This is a genomic window from Pseudomonas brassicacearum (assembly GCF_003732265.1).
Classification (GTDB): domain Bacteria; phylum Pseudomonadota; class Gammaproteobacteria; order Pseudomonadales; family Pseudomonadaceae; genus Aquipseudomonas; species Aquipseudomonas brassicacearum_D.
Window position 1 is genome coordinate 330452 of sequence record NZ_MOBK01000002.1, and the last position, 15148, is coordinate 345599.

A 15148-nucleotide genomic window follows, 5' to 3' on the forward strand; every position below is an offset into this window, starting at 1 on the left:
ATCGCTGACCTTCGTTGCCCGCTTGCGCTCGCGGGGCTCATGCGAGCGCTGCACGGGCGGGACAGTCGGACCAGACGAGCCGTCCTAGCTCGCTTCAAATAACGCCATGGCCTCGACATGTGCCGTTTGAGGAAACATATCGAGAATCCCGGCACGTTTTAACCGGTAGCCCTGCTTGATCAATTCAACCGTGTCGCGTGCCAGCGTTGCCGGGTTGCACGACACATACACCAACCGCTTGGCGCCCAGGGACGCCAGCTTGCGCACGGCCTCGAAAGCACCGTCACGCGGTGGGTCCAAGAGTACCGCACAAAAGCCTTCGCGCGCCCATTCGGCGTCGGTCAAAGGCTGGGATAAATCGGCCTGAAAAAACTTCGCGTTATGCAGATTATTGCTAGCCGCGTTTGCGGCGGCGCGCTCGACCATGGCCTGCACACCTTCCACCGCCACGACTTCGCGAACGATCTTGGCCAGCGGCAAGGCAAAGTTACCCAGGCCACAAAACAAATCCAGAACCCGCTCATCCGCCTGCGGTTTCAGCCAGTCCAGCGCCTGGGCAATCATCGCTTCGTTGACCCCGGCATTGACCTGAACGAAATCCCCCGGCCGGTAGGCCAGTTCCAGGCCCCACTGCTCCAGGCGATAACCCAGCGACGCATCGGCCTCGACCGGTTGCGGTTCACCTTCCCCATGCAGCCACAACTGGGCTTCATGGACGGCGCAGAAATCCTTGAGAATGGTCATGTCGGCGTCAGACAACGGCGCCATGTGCCGCAGCAACACGGCCAATGACGAACCGCTGAACAACTCCACATGCCCCAGCGCCTGGGGTTTGCTCAAGCGACGGAGCATCTCCGGCAAGCGGGTCATGATTGGCTGCAAGGGCTGTACCAGCACCGTGCATTCGTTGATCGCGACGATGTCCTGACTGCCCGCTGCGCGGAATCCGACGTCGAGTTTTTTCGCTTTCATGTCCCAGCGCACCGCCACACGGGCGCGACGGCGGTAACCGAATTCCGGACCGCTCAACGGCGCTGCCCACTCTTGCGGTTCGACGCCGGCGACCTTGGACAGTTGCTCGGCGAGCATGCGTTGTTTCAGGGCGAGTTGTTCAGAATGAGGCAGATGCTGCACGCTGCAGCCGCCACAGCGACCGGCATGCGGGCACGGTGCCGGGCGACGCAGTTCGCTGGCCTGGAACACGCGCTCGGTGCGCGCCTCGACCACTTTGCCGTGGGCGCCCAATACTCGCGCCTCGACTTCTTCACCGGCCAAGGCGCCGATGACGAACCAGGTGCGACCTTCGAAAAAGGCGATACCGCGACCGTCATTGGCCAGGCGCTCGATGCTCAAGCGCTGCTTTTTGCCGGTCGGGATTTGTGGGGCCTTGCTGCCGCCCGTGGGTTGGAAGCGCAGGCCTCTCTCGTGCTTGGCCATCAGTTAGGCGCGTCGAAAATGCCGGTCGACAAGTAACGGTCGCCACGGTCGCAGATGATCGCGACGATCACTGCGTTTTCAACTTCTTCGGACAGGCGCAGCATCGCTGCCACCGCACCGCCCGAGGACACGCCACAGAAGATGCCTTCTTCGCGGGCCAGACGACGGGTCACGTCCTCGGCTTCGCTTTGCGCCATGTCGACGATGCGGTCGACGCGATCCGCCTGATAAATCTTCGGCAGGTATTCCTGCGGCCAGCGACGGATGCCCGGAATCGCCGAGCCTTCCATCGGTTGCAGGCCGATGATCTGCACGCCTTCGTTCTGTTCTTTCAGATAGCGCGAGACACCCATGATGGTGCCGGTGGTGCCCATCGAACTGACGAAATGGGTGATGGAGCCCTCGGTCTGACGCCAGATTTCCGGGCCGGTGGTGGTGTAGTGCGCTTCGGGGTTATCCCCGTTGGCGAACTGGTCCAGCACCTTGCCACGGCCTTCGGCTTCCATCCGCTGAGCGAGGTCGCGGGCGCCTTCCATGCCTTCTTCCTGGGTAACCAGGATCAGCTCGGCACCATAAGCCGTCATCGCGGCTTTACGTTCGGCGCTGGAGTTGTCCGGCATGATCAGGATCATCTTGTAACCCTTGATCGCGGCGGCCATCGCCAAGGCAATCCCGGTGTTGCCGGAAGTTGCTTCGATCAGCGTGTCGCCAGCGTGGATCTGCCCGCGCAACTCGGCGCGGGTGATCATCGACAGCGCCGGACGGTCCTTGACCGAACCCGCCGGGTTATTCCCTTCGAGCTTGAGCAAAAGGGTATTGCTGGTGGCGCCAGGCAGGCGCTGCAAACGGACCAGCGGAGTGTTGCCGACGCAATCGGCGATGGTTGGGTACTGCAAGGTCATGGCGTATTCGCAATCCAGACTGCGGGGGCGCCTATCATACCGGCAAACGTTCGCAGGCCATATCACGCAAAGTGCGGTGCTTATGGCTTATGGGAATAAGCAGCCTGGGCGGGTTCAGGATTCCTCTATTTGCGCGATATTCAGTGCATAGAACTCATGCAATTTGGCCTGCAACAACTGTTTGTCCGGTAGCTGGACTTGATACTCAGCGATCAGTGCAGGCGACAGGCTGCGGTTAAGCGCATATTCGACCACCTCGTCCTCTTTACTGGCGCAGAGCAATACGCCGATGGAGGGGTTTTCGTGGGGTTTGCGCTCATTGCGATCCAACGCTTCCAGATAAAAGTCCAGCTTGCCCAAATACTCCGGCTCAAATCGCCCCACCTTTAGCTCTATGGCCACCAGGCAATTGAGGCCACGGTGATAGAACAATAAATCCAGAGCAAAATCACGACTGCCAACTTGCAGTGGGTATTCAGAACCGACAAAGCAGAAATCGCGGCCGAGCTCGCTCAGGAAATCCTTGAGGCGTACCAGTAACCCTTTATGCAGATCAGTTTCGGCATGGCCACCCGGCAGGTCGAGAAACTCGAGCATGTAGGCGTCGCGGAAAATCTCAAGCGCTGCTGGGTGAGTTTGTTTAAGCACCGAAGAGGTTTTTGCCGGTTGGGTCACGCTTCGCTCGAAAAGTGCGGTCTTGAACTGACGCTCCAATTCTCGCGTCGACCACTTTTCCTGGACCGCGAGGCGCAAGTAGAACTCACGCTCTTGGGGGCGTTTGCTCTGACTCAGAATGAGCAAGTTGTGGGTCCAAGGTAATTGTGTCAGCAGTGCTGACACTTTCTCATCTCCCCGGTAAGCCTCGTAGAACTGGCGCATACGGAACAGATTACGCCGGGTAAAACCACGCAACCCAGGTTGAGTCGTGGCCAGATGTTCAGCCAACTGACTGACCACGGAATCACCCCATTCGGCTTTTTCCAGCTTGCGACTGATGTAAGCACCCACCTGCCAATAAAGCTCAATCAGCTGGGTATTCACCGCCTGCATGGCCTGCTGTTTGGCACTTTTAATCAGCGCAAGCACTTCATTGAAGCGGTCGTCGGTTGCATTGTCGGGGACGCTGGATGCATTCATGCCGGACTCCTGAGGACGAGGAAAAACGCGAGTCTATTCCGTCGAGTCAGGTTGAAGGTGTCGGTATTACGCTTTAGGAAAGGTCGTACAAATAAACGGGAACGCTCCGGCAAATCCGGCTTTTGGGTGGCTGGGGGCCTCATCGCGAGCAGGCTCACTCCTACAGGGGGATCGGGGGGATCACACCATCTGTGGGCGACACACATCTACTGTGGGAGCGAGCCCGCTCGCGATGGCGTCATCACTGACGCCGTCAACTTCGGCCACCAACCGCATATTCAGCTGCAACCCCACCCCAGTGTTCTCAGCCCACAGCTGCCCACCCTGACGCCGCACCGCATTCCTCGCAATGCTCAACCCCAACCCGAACCCGCCATTCCCCGGTCGCGAGCCGTCGAGCCGTATGAACGGACAGAAGATCCGATCCAGATCAGCCTCAGCCACCCCGCCGCCCTCATCCTCCAGCCATAAATGCCAGAAATCGCCATCGCGCTGTCCGCCCAGACTCACCACACCGCCCTCGGGCGAATGACGAATGGCGTTGCGCAGGATGTTTTCCAAGGCCTGAGCCAAAGTGTTGAGGTTACCGCGCACCCAGCACGACGAGTCCACCGTGCAGCGCAATTGACTGCCCGGCCAGCCGCTTTCATAGCAGGCATTTTCCGTGAGCATTTCCCATAAGGCCTGGACCTGAATCGCTTCGTCAGGCAACGGCGCTCGCTCGGTATCGAGCCAGGCCAGTTGCAGCGTGTCCTCAACCAGACGCTGCATGCCATCGACCTCCCGCCCGATACGCTCGCGCAACGCCGTCAGCCCCTGCTCGCTTTCGCTGGCCACCCGCAAGCGGCTCAACGGCGTGCGCAGTTCGTGGGACAGGTCGCGTAGCAATTGCTGCTGCAAGGCCACGGTGCTCTGCAGGCGCTCGGACATGTGATCGAAGGCCCGGCCCAGCTCGCCGAGTTCATCCGAGCGATTGGTGGTGCTGCTCGACAGGCGTACGTTTAATTGGTCCGCGCGCCAGGCATTGGCCTGTTCGCGCAGACTGTTCAACGGCACGACCAGCAGTCGATACAGGCCAACGCATAACAGCAGTGTGAACAATCCCGGAATGATGCCGTTGGTGATCACGCGCCAGAACAGCCGGTATTGCCCCGGTACAAAACGTTGGGGCAGCTCGATCACCAGACTGCCCGCCGCCGGGTCGTTCGGAAAAGGGATTCTCAGCCATGGCAGGCCTTTGGTATGGCGACTGGTGGGCCAATCCAGCCCACGCAAAAAGGTCAGGCGCTGAATTTCTTTTTCCGCCAGTGGATAGCTGCTCAACGACTGCAAATCAGCGCCGATGACACCGACCCAGGATGTCTCGCGCTTGCCGATACCCTGCAGCCAGACATCGACGCCGGCACTCTGATGTTGATTCCAGGCTTGCTCGGCTTCGGCGGCGTAGCGGGTCAGGGTGATCCGGGCCTCTTCGGACAAGAACAGGTTTTTCTGTTCCATGTACCGGCCCCACGACCAGCTCAGCCAGATCATCAGCAGACAAAACGCGACCAACAAGCAAGCGAGTTTCCAGAACAGCGAGTGCCGCCCAGGTACGTCAGACCATTTCATCGACGGCACTCAAAACGTAGCCTTTGCCCCAGACCGTACGCACTTCGCGCTCGGTATAGCCGATGCCCTTGAGTTTGCGGCGGATCTGACTGATGTGCATGTCGAGGCTGCGGTCATGGGCGGCGTAACCCCGTTGCAACGCATGCTGATAAAGGAAGGCTTTGCTCAACACTTCATCGCCATTGCGATTGAGCGTTTCCAGCAGTCGATACTCGCTGCGAGTCAGGCCGGCGGCGTGCTCGCCATGGAAAACCTCACACAACTCATCATCGAAACGCAGGCTGTGCACCTCGCAGGCCAACGGCTGCGGCGCCGGTCGACGGTCGAGCGCCACCCGCCGCAGGATAGCTTCGATGCGCACGCGCAACTCGGCCATGCTGAAGGGTTTTGGCAGGTAGTCATCGGCACCCAAGCGAAAGCCGCTGATGCGATCCTCCTCGGCACCCAGTGCGGACATCAGCACCACCGGTGTGGCATGGCTCTGGCGCAACTGCGTCAACACATTGAGCCCGTCCAGACCCGGCAACAGAATATCCATCAACACCACATCGAAGGCTTGCTGGCGCGCGATGGCCAGGCCTTCCTGGCCGTTCTGGCACCAGGTCACCTGAAAACCGCAACGGCCCAAATGCTCGTGCACATACGCACCGAGCACGAGGTCGTCTTCGATGGAAAGGATGCGGGGATGGCCAATCGGGATGGGAGTCATCAGTATCTGCAAATAATTCTCAGTTGAGCGATTATTCAAGATTGCCTGCCGATGGGCAACCCAAGGTTTGCCCAAGACGCAAAAGCAGCTCGCCGGCCGACGAATGACGACATCAATTTTACGAAGATTGCCTGCCTGCAAGTCGCTACACTGCCCGGGTGGCGCGTACTGGATGTACCCGCAGGTCAATCAATCGCTGGATGCAGGAGAGATGCGTGCTCAAGAAACTGGGAATTAAAGGCCGCGTGCTGTTGCTGACCCTGTTGCCGACCACTTTGATGGCCTTGGTCCTGGGCGGCTATTTCACCTGGATGCAGCAGTCCGACCTGCAATCCCAACTGATGCAGCGCGGCGAGATGATCGCCGAGCAGCTTGCACCTCTCGTGGCCCCGGCCATGGCTCACAAGGACAATGAGCTGCTGGAGCGTATCGCCACCCAGTCGCTGGAAACAGCCGACGTACGCGCAGTGACCTTCCTCGCCCCCGACCGCACGCCAGTGGCCCACGCTGGCCCGACCATGCTCAATCAGGCACCGCTGGGCAATGGTTCGCAGATGTTGCGCCGCAGCGGTAACGATGCGACGCGTTATCTGCTGCCGGTATTCGGCAAACACCGCAACCTGGCCGGCGACTTGATTCCCGATGAAGCCGACCGCCTGCTGGGCTGGGTCGAACTCGAGCTGTCGCACAACGGTATGTTGCTGCGTGGTTACCGCAGCCTGTTTGCCAGCCTGATGATGATTGCCGCCGGTCTGGCGGGCGCGGCGCTGCTGGCCCTGCGCATGGGCCGGACCATCAACCGGCCGATCAGCCAGATCAAACTGGCGGTGGCGCAACTCAAGGACGGGCATCTGGAAACCCGCCTGCCGCCCCTCGGCAGCCAGGAACTGGATGAACTGGCGTCCGGCATCAACCGCATGGCCGGCACCCTGCAAAACGCTCAGGAAGAATTGCAACACAGCGTCGATCAGGCCACCGAAGACGTGCGCCAGAATCTGGAAACCATCGAGATCCAGAACATCGAGCTGGACCTTGCGCGCAAGGAAGCCCTGGAAGCGAGCCGGATCAAATCCGAGTTCCTGGCCAACATGAGCCATGAAATCCGCACGCCGCTCAACGGCATTCTCGGCTTCACCCACCTGCTGCAAAAAAGCGAACTGACGCCGCGCCAGCTCGACTATCTGGGCACCATCGAAAAATCCGCCGACAGCCTGCTGGGGATCATCAACGAGATCCTAGACTTCTCGAAAATCGAGGCCGGCAAACTGGTGCTCGACAATATTCCGTTCAACCTGCGCGATTTGCTGCAGGACACGCTGACCATCCTCGCCCCTGCCGCCCACGCCAAACAGCTGGAGCTGGTGAGCCTGGTGTACCGCGACACGCCGTTGTCGCTGGTGGGCGACCCGCTGCGACTCAAGCAGATCCTCACCAACCTGGTCAGCAATGCGATCAAGTTCACCCGCGAAGGCACGATCGTCGCCCGCGCCATGCTCGAAGAAGAACACGAAGACAGTGTGCAACTGCGCATCAGCATTCAGGACACGGGCATCGGCCTGTCGAGCCAGGACGTGCGCGCGCTGTTCCAGGCCTTCAGTCAGGCCGACAACTCGTTGTCCCGGCAACCCGGCGGCACGGGTCTGGGGCTGGTGATTTCCAAGCGACTGATTGAACAGATGGGCGGCGAGATTGGCGTCGACAGTACGCCGGGCGAAGGTTCGGAATTCTGGATCAGCCTGAGCCTGCCCAAGACCCGCGATGACGCTGAAGACTTGCCCAGCGCTCCCCTGCTCGGCCGCCGCGTGGCGGTGCTGGAAAACCATGAACTGGCGCGGCAGGCCTTGCAGCATCAACTGGAAGATTGCGGCCTGAGCGTCACGCCGTTCAATACCCTGGAAAGCCTGGCCAATGGCGTGACCGGCGCGCATCAGACCGATCAGGCCATCGATCTGGCGGTGCTCGGCATCACCAGCAACGACATGCCGCCCGAGCGCCTCAACCAGCACATCTGGGACCTCGAACACCTGGGCTGCAAAGTTCTGGTGCTGTGCCCGACCACCGAACAGACGCTGTTCCATCTCTCGGTGCCGAATCCACACAGTCAGCTTCAGGCCAAACCGGCCTGCACCCGAAAACTGCGTCGGGCCTTGTCCGACCTGGTCAACCCGCGCCAGCAGCGCAGCGAACCCGGCGAACCGGTGTCGAGTCGTGCGCCGAAAGTGCTGTGCGTCGACGACAATCCGGCGAATCTGTTGTTGGTGCAAACCCTGCTCGAAGACATGGGCGCCAAGGTGCTCGCCGTGGAAAGCGGTTACGCGGCGGTCAAAGCGGTGCAGAACGAAACCTTCGACCTGGTGCTGATGGACGTGCAAATGCCCGGCATGGACGGACGTCAAAGCACCGAAGCGATCCGCCAGTGGGAAAGCGAGCGGCATTGCACTCCGCTGCCGATCGTCGCCCTCACCGCTCACGCCATGGCCAATGAAAAACGTGCACTGCTGCAAAGCGGCATGGACGATTACCTGACCAAACCCATCAGCGAGCGGCAACTGGCGCAGGTGGTGCTGAAGTGGACAGGCCTGGCCCTGCGTAACCATGGGCCGGAACGTTCCAGCGACAGCCACGTTGGCGGGCATGATTTGCAGGTGCTCGACCCCGAGGAAGGTTTGCGCCTGGCCGCGGGGAAGGCGGATCTGGCGGCGGACATGCTGGCGATGTTGCTGGCCTCGCTTGAAGCCGACCGCGAAGCCATCCGGGTTGCCCGGGAAAGCAATGACCAGAATGCACTGATCGAACGCGTCCATCGCTTGCACGGGGCCACCCGTTATTGCGGCGTCCCGCAACTGCGCGCCGCCTGCCAGCGCAGTGAAACCCTGCTCAAGCAACAGGACCCGAAAGCGCCCGGCGCTCTGGAAGACCTCGACCGGGCGATCAATCGCCTGGCCGCACATGCCCGCATCAACGCTTGATGCAGCGCAACGGCGCTGACTACCCTCAGCGCTAAGCTGCTTCATAAAGCCTGACCGAGTTATCCAGGGGGATTCATGCGCACGATTCTTTTCAGCAGCCAGACCTACGACCGCGACAGTTTTCTGGGCGCTGAGCTGCCTGCCGGCATCGAACTGCACTTTCAATCGGCGCGGCTGAGCCTCGATACCGTGGCGCTGGCCGAACATCACGAGGTGGTCTGCGCCTTCATCAATGACGACCTCAGCGCCCCGGTGCTGGAACGTCTTGCCGCGGGCGGTACGCGCCTGATCGCCCTGCGCTCGGCCGGTTACAACCATGTCGACCTGTCCGCAGCCAAGCGCCTGGGTCTTGCGATCGTGCGCGTCCCGGCCTATTCGCCACACGCCGTGGCCGAACACGCGGTAGCGCTGATCCTGGCCCTCAACCGCCGCTTGCACCGCGCCTACAACCGCACCCGCGAAGGCGACTTCAGCCTGCACGGGCTGACCGGCTTCGACTTGGTGGGCAAGACCGTCGGCGTGGTCGGCACCGGGCAGATTGGCGCAACGTTCGCCAAGATCATGAATGGTTTCGGCTGCCAGTTGCTCGCCTACGACCCCTTCCCCAATCCGCAAGTCGAAGCCCTTGGCGCTCGCTACCTGAGTTTGCCGCAGCTGTTGGCGCAGTCGCAGATCATCAGTCTGCATTGCCCGCTCAACGAGCAGAGCAAGCACCTGATCAACCGCGAATCACTGGCGCACATGCAAACCGGCGCGATGCTGATCAACACCGGGCGTGGCGGACTGGTGGACACCCCGGCGCTGATCGACGCCTTGAAGGACGGACAATTGGGTTATTTGGGGCTGGATGTTTATGAAGAAGAGGCGCAGCTGTTTTTCGAGGATCGCTCGGACCTGCCGCTGCAGGACGATGTGCTGGCGCGGCTGCTGACCTTTCCGAATGTGATCATCACCGCGCACCAGGCCTTCCTGACCCGTGAAGCCCTGGGCGCGATTGCCGCGACGACTTTGCAGAACATCGTCGCCTGGGCCGCTGGAACGCCGCAGAACCAGGTCGAAGGCTGATTTTTCTCAGGCTTTGGACAACAGGATCATCAGTCCCAGCCAGCCAAAGCCGAGCAGGCGCTGCCCCACTGAATGCCCGCGACGCAGCAGGAACCAGACAAAAAACGGCGGCAGGAAGAAAATCATCAGCTTCAGCCAGAGCTCTACCGGTCGCGTCCCGTTCACCACGGGGATCGGTGCCGGTGCTGGAGCTTCGGCTTCAACCTGGTTTTTTCGCTTACGTCCGAACGCGGCCGGCGTCACCCTCGCCACTTTCTCGTCCTCCGGCAAACGCCCGAAAGAAATCGGTGCCTGCACGGGCGCTACTGTCGAAGTGGCCGCTTGCACCGTTGCCGCCGGTGCACCGCAATGAATGCAAGCAGGCGCTGTAGAGCTGATGCTTTGCTTGCACTCATAACATTCGATTAACGCCATGTCCGTTCCCTAGAGGTGTAAAAGCGGCAGTGTGCCATGAGTCGACCGGTAATTTGAACCTGATCGAAGGTCATCTCCCCGCCCCATGCTGCGTGCAGGCCCGTGATAGCATACCGCGCATATTTGGAGGACCCATGGTCGAACACGATTTCCGCTACACCCTGATGAGCCCGCAACACACCCTTACCGAATGCCGCGCCCTCGTGCCGGGGCGTTATCAAGTCACCGGCAACGGCGGCTCGATCCGGATTGGCGACGTGCTGGTAGTGACCCTCAAAGGCAGCAAGGACTTGTCCATGCGCCTGACCGTCGAAACGGTTCGCCACTTGATCAACCCGCCCGGCCAATGGGTCGCGGTGAGCAGTGGTCCGGTGTTCGGCGAGTTGGGGATCCACACCTGGGAAGTCAATTGCGACAGCTGCGCCAAAGCGCTGAGCTTTGAGTTCGCGGTCGACGCCAAACTGGGCAACAAGGCTGAAAAACCGGCTGCTACCGCGCGGATTGCCGAGTTGGGCTGGACCACCGTCGGTGAGAAACACCTGTGCCCGACATGCCGGGAGTCTGTGTGATGAAACGCCTCGCCCTGACCTCCCTGGTCGGTGCCAGCCTGCTGGGCTGCGCCGCCGAGCCGGTGCAACTGCAACAAAACCGCAGCTACATTCTGGAATGGATTGGTGAACGTCCGTTGATGGACTACAGCCACCTGACCATCACCCTCGGTGAAGACGGCCGGGCCTATGGCAACGGCGGCTGCAACCATTGGTTCGCGCCGTACACCCTGGACGGCGACAAGCTGAGCTTCGGCCAGATCGGCAGCACCCGCAAGCTGTGTGCGCCAGCGGTCATGGAGCAGGAAAAACGCTTCTTGCAGGCGCTGGAAGGCGTGCAGCGCTGGGACATTTCCCCGATCGAGCAGATGCGCTTCTGGCCGGCCGAAGGCAAGCCGCTGCGTTGGTGGCTTGAAGAGGGTTGATCACCCCTGTGCCACCTGAAAACAACTGTGGCGAGGGGGCTTGCCCCCGTTGGGCTGCGAAGCGGCCCCAAAATCTCTGATATACCAAAGATCTTGTGAGCGCTACGCACTCAAACGGGGGCAAGCCCCCTCGCCACAACAGCTCCCTCGCCACAAAATCCCGTCAGGCACAGACCTGCATCCGATCACTTTATCGCCTGCAACGCCTCAAGCTTGGCCATCACCCCCGCCGCTGTCTGTTCGCCCATGAGTTGTTCGCGGACCTTGCCCTTGTTATCGATGATGTACGTCACCGGCAAGGCTTCACTGCGTGGCAGTTCAAAAAGATCGGCCGGGTCTGAAGCCAGTACGGTGAACTTGATCCCCAGTTTCTCGCTGGCGCTCTTCAGCTCTTCACCCTGCACGTTGTCGAAATTGACCCCGAACACGCCGATCTTCTTGTCCTGCAATTGATCAGCCAATGCATTCAACTGCGGGATTTCGGTCCGGCACGGGCCACACCATTCAGCCCAGTAATTAAGCACCACCCATTGTTTGTCGAGGCGCTCGGAGGCCACTTTCTGGCCGTTCTGGTCGACGCCATAGTCATTGCCGCAGCCCCCCAGCATCAACGCCCCGAAAATCGCCAATGCCGCTGCCAGTCGCCGTGTCATGTCGTAATCCTTGCTCAAAATTGAATGCGCCTGCGACCCATCGCCTCGCAAGGTTCTGGATTGCGCGCTGCACAGTTAGAATAGCCGCCACTTTACGCAAGAAGCGACCCGCACATGACCGATCTGACGCTTTATCACAACCCGCGCTGCTCGAAATCCCGCGGTGCGCTCGAACTGCTCGAAACCCGTGGCCTGACCCCGACCGTGGTCCGCTACCTCGAAACCCCACTGGACGCAGCACAAATCCAGAGCCTGCTGAGCAAGCTCGGCCTCAGCGCCCGGCAACTGCTGCGCACCGGTGAGGACGAGTACAAAACCCTCAACCTGGCGGACAGCAGCCTGAGCGAAGCGCAATTGATCGCGACCATCGCGGCGCATCCGAAACTCATGGAGCGCCCGATTCTCGAAGTCGGCGACAAAGCCGTCATCGGCCGTCCGCCGGAGCACATCCTGGAGTTGCTGCCGTGAGTGCGCCGTACATTCTGGTTCTGTATTACAGCCGCAGCGGCTCGACCAATGAAATGGCCCGGCAAATTGCCCGCGGCGTCGAGCAGTCCGGGATGGAAGCGCGCCTGCGCACCGTGCCGGCGATTTCCACCGAATGCGAAGCCGTGTCGCCGGACATTCCGGACGAAGGCGCGCTGTATGCCAGCCTCGACGACCTGAAGAACTGCGCGGGCCTGGCCCTGGGCAGCCCGACCCGTTTCGGCAACATGGCCGCGCCGCTCAAGTATTTCCTCGATGGCACCAGCAACCTGTGGCTGACCGGCGCGCTGGTGGGCAAGCCGGCGGGCGTGTTCACCTCCACGGCAAGCCTGCACGGCGGCCAGGAAACCACGCTGCTGTCGATGATGTTGCCGCTGCTGCACCACGGCATGCTGATCACCGGCCTGCCTTACAGCGAGTCGGCGTTGCTGGAAACTCGTGGCGGCGGCACACCGTACGGCGCCAGTCATCACGCCGGGGCCGATGGCAAAAGCGGTTTGAATGAACATGAAGTGGCGCTGTGCCGGGCCTTGGGCTTGCGGCTGGCGAAGACTGCGCAAAAGCTGGGGAACTGACGTGGCCAAGAAGCCGAAGATTCTGCCGTCCATCGAATGGCTCGAACCGCGGGTCCGGGCGATGCGCGCCGTCAGCCTGCTTTGCTTTTTCGGCCTGGTGGGGCTGTTGTGCGCCTACTACCTGGTGTTCGCCGACCTGCATGGCGCGCGGCCGTGGGTGATTCTGCTGATCGAACTGGTGCCGCTGCTGTTGCTGGCGCCGGGGATGATCATCGGCAGTGCCCGCGGGCATTCGTGGATGTGTTTTGTGGTGAACCTGTATTTCATCAAGGGCGCGCTGGCGGCGTATGACCCGAATCGGCAGTTGTTTGGGTTGCTGGAAATGGGGGCGAGTCTGGCGGTGTTTTGCTCGGCGTTGCTGTATGTGCGGTGGCGGTTTCAGTTGAATCGCAAGCTGGCTGGCGAGGGCGAGATCTCTATTGCCTGATCTGGCCCCTTTCGCGAGCAAGCCCGCTCCCACATTAAACCGGGTTCCTTTAGTTGGAATGCGGTCAAATGTGGGAGCGGGCTTGCTCGCGAATGGGGCGACTCGGTCTCAATGATTCACTGTGTAGGCGAGCATCATCGAAATCTGGCTCATCGGCCGCCCGCCACTCTGTTCATGCCACTGGTTGAACACATCCTGCACCAAGGCCAGGTCGCGCAAACTGGTCGGCACCTTGTCGACGATCTTCTGCGCATTCAACGCCGCGACCACGTCGTAACTCGGCACAAACGTGTCCTTGCCGACCATGCGCAAGAAACGCGGTGCCGACAGCCCGCCCAATTGATGGCCGCGTTTTTTCAGGTACGTCCACAGCCCGACGATATCCGTCACCGGCCAATCGGCAATCAGCGCACCAAAGCTACCCTTCTCATGCGCGACGTCCAGAATGAACTGCGCATTGCGCGGCACGCTTTTGAGCTTGCCCAGGTGGCGGATGATTCGCGCGTCCTGCATCAAGCGCTCGAGGTGCTCGGCGCTCATCAGCACGACTTTTTCCGGGTCGAACTTGAAGAACACCTCTTCGAAGGCCGGCCACTTGGCGTCCACCAGGCTGTGCTTGAGGCCGGCGCGAAACACCCGCAGGGCCATGGTCGAGAGGTAACGGTCGTCGCTGATTTTGCGCAATTGTGCCGGGGTTTTCGGAACGGGCAGATGGGCTTCCAGTTCAGCTGCTGACCCGAAGCGGTTCAGACAGTATTCGTGCAGCCACTTGTAATCGCGCATGCCCTCTCCTGAGGATTGAAACGAAAAACCAACTGTGGGAGCCAGCCTGCTGGCGATGGCGCCTGGTCAATCAATAATGCAGCGTCTGACCCACCGCCATCGCCAGCAGGCTGGCTCCCACAGTGATTGGGTTTAGAGGTTTACAACATTGACGAAGCGCGAAGCTGCGGTTTCGTCGATCTTGAGGCTGGTGAAATCAAACAGGTTGCGATCCGCCAGTTGTGACGGCTGCACATTTTGCAGGCTGCGGAAAATGCTTTCGGTACGGCCCGGGGTCTTGCGTTCCCAGTCTTGCAGCATGTCCTTGACCACCTGACGTTGCAGGTTTTCCTGAGAACCGCAGAGGTTGCACGGGATGATCGGGAATTGCTTGAGGTCAGAATAGGCCTGAATGTCTTTTTCGTTGCAGTACGCCAGCGGACGGATCACCACGTTGCGACCGTCGTCGGCGCGCAGCTTCGGCGGCATGGCCTTGAGCGAACCGTTGAAGAACATGTTGAGGAAGAACGTCTCGACGATGTCGTCCCGGTGATGACCGAGGGCCATTTTGGTCGCGCCGATTTCGTCGGCAAAGGTGTACAGCGTGCCGCGACGCAGGCGCGAGCACAGCGAGCAAGTGGTCTTGCCTTCCGGGATCAACTCCTTGACCACCGAGTAGGTGTCTTTCTCGACGATGTGGTACTCGATGCCCAGTTCCTTGAGGTAGGCCGGCAGCACGTGCTCCGGGAAACCTGGTTGCTTCTGGTCCATGTTCACGGCCACGATCTCGAACTTGATCGGGGCGACCTTCTGCAAGTGCATCAGCACGTCGAGCATGGTGTAACTGTCTTTGCCACCGGACAGGCAGACCATGACCTTGTCGCCGTCTTCAATCATGTTGAAATCGGCAACAGCCTCACCGGCCTGACGGCGAAGGCGCTTTTGCAGTTTGTTCTGATTAACCGTGAGAGTGCCCATGACGCGAATCCGTGAGGTGTGACGAAAGGCCGGCATTTTACGCAAAAACC

General features: G+C 60.6%; 16 protein-coding genes. 7 read left to right on the forward strand and 9 right to left on the reverse strand.

Annotated elements, in window-relative coordinates; translation table 11 throughout:
* Positions 1-84 precede the first annotated feature (84 nt).
* From rlmD to BK660_RS07710, 5 genes are all read right to left on the reverse strand, one after another.
* Entirely contained in the window at positions 85-1437 is a 1353-nt protein-coding gene (rlmD, locus tag BK660_RS07690; RefSeq protein ID WP_123432806.1) for a 23S rRNA (uracil(1939)-C(5))-methyltransferase RlmD, read from the reverse strand.
* Complete coding sequence (gene cysM, locus BK660_RS07695) at positions 1437-2339, reverse strand: cysteine synthase CysM (RefSeq protein ID WP_123432807.1); 903 nt, start codon at positions 2337-2339, stop codon at positions 1437-1439. The genes rlmD and cysM overlap by 1 nt, the downstream gene beginning before the upstream one ends.
* A gap of 114 nt (positions 2340-2453) precedes the next feature.
* Complete coding sequence (locus tag BK660_RS07700) at positions 2454-3476, reverse strand: PDDEXK nuclease domain-containing protein (protein WP_123432808.1); 1023 nt, start codon at positions 3474-3476, stop codon at positions 2454-2456.
* A gap of 180 nt (positions 3477-3656) precedes the next feature.
* A complete protein-coding gene (locus BK660_RS07705; protein WP_123432809.1) occupies positions 3657-5087 on the reverse strand; it encodes a sensor histidine kinase in 1431 nt (476 codons plus the stop codon).
* Positions 5074-5796, reverse strand: coding sequence for a response regulator transcription factor (locus BK660_RS07710; RefSeq protein ID WP_123432810.1), 723 nt, complete (start codon positions 5794-5796; stop codon positions 5074-5076). The genes BK660_RS07705 and BK660_RS07710 overlap by 14 nt, the downstream gene beginning before the upstream one ends.
* 215 nt (positions 5797-6011) lie before the next feature.
* Here BK660_RS07710 and BK660_RS07715 point away from each other — a divergent pair, with 215 nt between their 5' ends.
* Positions 6012-8765 (forward strand): response regulator, encoded by a 2754-nt coding sequence (locus tag BK660_RS07715; RefSeq protein WP_123432811.1) that lies wholly within the window; start codon positions 6012-6014, stop codon positions 8763-8765.
* Positions 8766-8840: 75 nt separating this feature from the next.
* On the forward strand, positions 8841-9830 hold the full coding sequence (locus tag BK660_RS07720) for a 2-hydroxyacid dehydrogenase (protein ID WP_123432812.1): 990 nt from the start codon (positions 8841-8843) through the stop codon (positions 9828-9830).
* Positions 9831-9836: 6 nt separating this feature from the next.
* On the opposite strand, the gene BK660_RS07725 is transcribed toward BK660_RS07720, so the two are convergent.
* Positions 9837-10244, reverse strand: a complete 408-nt coding sequence (locus BK660_RS07725; protein ID WP_123432813.1) for a hypothetical protein — start codon at positions 10242-10244, stop codon at positions 9837-9839.
* Positions 10245-10378: 134 nt separating this feature from the next.
* On the opposite strand from BK660_RS07725, the gene BK660_RS07730 reads away from it, so the two are divergent.
* Both BK660_RS07730 and BK660_RS07735 read left to right on the forward strand, forming a co-directional pair.
* Positions 10379-10813, forward strand: a complete 435-nt coding sequence (locus tag BK660_RS07730; RefSeq protein WP_123432814.1) for a hypothetical protein — start codon at positions 10379-10381, stop codon at positions 10811-10813.
* A complete protein-coding gene (locus tag BK660_RS07735) occupies positions 10813-11217 on the forward strand; it encodes an META domain-containing protein (protein ID WP_123432815.1) in 405 nt (134 codons plus the stop codon). The genes BK660_RS07730 and BK660_RS07735 overlap by 1 nt, the downstream gene beginning before the upstream one ends.
* A 185-nt stretch (positions 11218-11402) precedes the next feature.
* On the opposite strand, the gene BK660_RS07740 is transcribed toward BK660_RS07735, so the two are convergent.
* Entirely contained in the window at positions 11403-11870 is a 468-nt protein-coding gene (locus BK660_RS07740; protein WP_123432816.1) for a TlpA disulfide reductase family protein, read from the reverse strand.
* A 114-nt stretch (positions 11871-11984) separates the two neighbouring features.
* Here BK660_RS07740 and arsC point away from each other — a divergent pair, with 114 nt between their 5' ends.
* Genes arsC through BK660_RS07755 form a run of 3 tightly spaced genes read left to right on the forward strand, consistent with a single transcriptional unit; the run spans position 11985 to position 13358 of the window.
* Positions 11985-12338, forward strand: coding sequence for an arsenate reductase (glutaredoxin) (gene arsC, locus BK660_RS07745; protein WP_123432817.1), 354 nt, complete (start codon positions 11985-11987; stop codon positions 12336-12338).
* Positions 12335-12931: an NAD(P)H:quinone oxidoreductase gene (wrbA, locus tag BK660_RS07750; protein WP_027923973.1), complete on the forward strand. Its 597-nt coding sequence runs from the start codon at positions 12335-12337 to the stop codon at positions 12929-12931. The genes arsC and wrbA overlap by 4 nt, the downstream gene beginning before the upstream one ends.
* 1 nt (position 12932) lies before the next feature.
* On the forward strand, positions 12933-13358 hold the full coding sequence (locus BK660_RS07755; protein ID WP_123432818.1) for a DUF2069 domain-containing protein: 426 nt from the start codon (positions 12933-12935) through the stop codon (positions 13356-13358).
* A 108-nt stretch (positions 13359-13466) separates the two neighbouring features.
* On the opposite strand, the gene BK660_RS07760 is transcribed toward BK660_RS07755, so the two are convergent.
* Both BK660_RS07760 and ttcA read right to left on the reverse strand, forming a co-directional pair.
* A complete protein-coding gene (locus BK660_RS07760; protein ID WP_008147984.1) occupies positions 13467-14141 on the reverse strand; it encodes a DNA-3-methyladenine glycosylase I in 675 nt (224 codons plus the stop codon).
* A 132-nt stretch (positions 14142-14273) separates the two neighbouring features.
* Entirely contained in the window at positions 14274-15098 is an 825-nt protein-coding gene (gene ttcA, locus BK660_RS07765; protein ID WP_123432819.1) for a tRNA 2-thiocytidine(32) synthetase TtcA, read from the reverse strand.
* Between the last annotated feature and the right edge of the window lie 50 nt (positions 15099-15148).

Bases quoted from the DNA above. Each gene is read 5' to 3' on its own strand.
- arsC (WP_123432817.1), top strand. From the start codon at position 11,985: ATGACCGATCTGACGCTTTATCACAACCCGCGCTGCTCGAAATCCCGC.
- BK660_RS07735 (WP_123432815.1), top strand. From the start codon at position 10,813: ATGAAACGCCTCGCCCTGACCTCCCTGGTCGGTGCCAGCCTGCTGGGC.
- BK660_RS07710 (WP_123432810.1), bottom strand. From the start codon at position 5,796: ATGACTCCCATCCCGATTGGCCATCCCCGCATCCTTTCCATCGAAGAC.
- BK660_RS07730 (WP_123432814.1), top strand. From the start codon at position 10,379: ATGGTCGAACACGATTTCCGCTACACCCTGATGAGCCCGCAACACACC.
- rlmD (WP_123432806.1), bottom strand. From the start codon at position 1,437: ATGGCCAAGCACGAGAGAGGCCTGCGCTTCCAACCCACGGGCGGCAGC.
- ttcA (WP_123432819.1), bottom strand. From the start codon at position 15,098: ATGGGCACTCTCACGGTTAATCAGAACAAACTGCAAAAGCGCCTTCGC.
- BK660_RS07700 (WP_123432808.1), bottom strand. From the start codon at position 3,476: ATGAATGCATCCAGCGTCCCCGACAATGCAACCGACGACCGCTTCAAT.
- BK660_RS07705 (WP_123432809.1), bottom strand. From the start codon at position 5,087: ATGAAATGGTCTGACGTACCTGGGCGGCACTCGCTGTTCTGGAAACTC.
- BK660_RS07760 (WP_008147984.1), bottom strand. From the start codon at position 14,141: ATGCGCGATTACAAGTGGCTGCACGAATACTGTCTGAACCGCTTCGGG.
- BK660_RS07720 (WP_123432812.1), top strand. From the start codon at position 8,841: ATGCGCACGATTCTTTTCAGCAGCCAGACCTACGACCGCGACAGTTTT.
- cysM (WP_123432807.1), bottom strand. From the start codon at position 2,339: ATGACCTTGCAGTACCCAACCATCGCCGATTGCGTCGGCAACACTCCG.
- BK660_RS07725 (WP_123432813.1), bottom strand. From the start codon at position 10,244: ATGGCGTTAATCGAATGTTATGAGTGCAAGCAAAGCATCAGCTCTACA.
- BK660_RS07740 (WP_123432816.1), bottom strand. From the start codon at position 11,870: ATGACACGGCGACTGGCAGCGGCATTGGCGATTTTCGGGGCGTTGATG.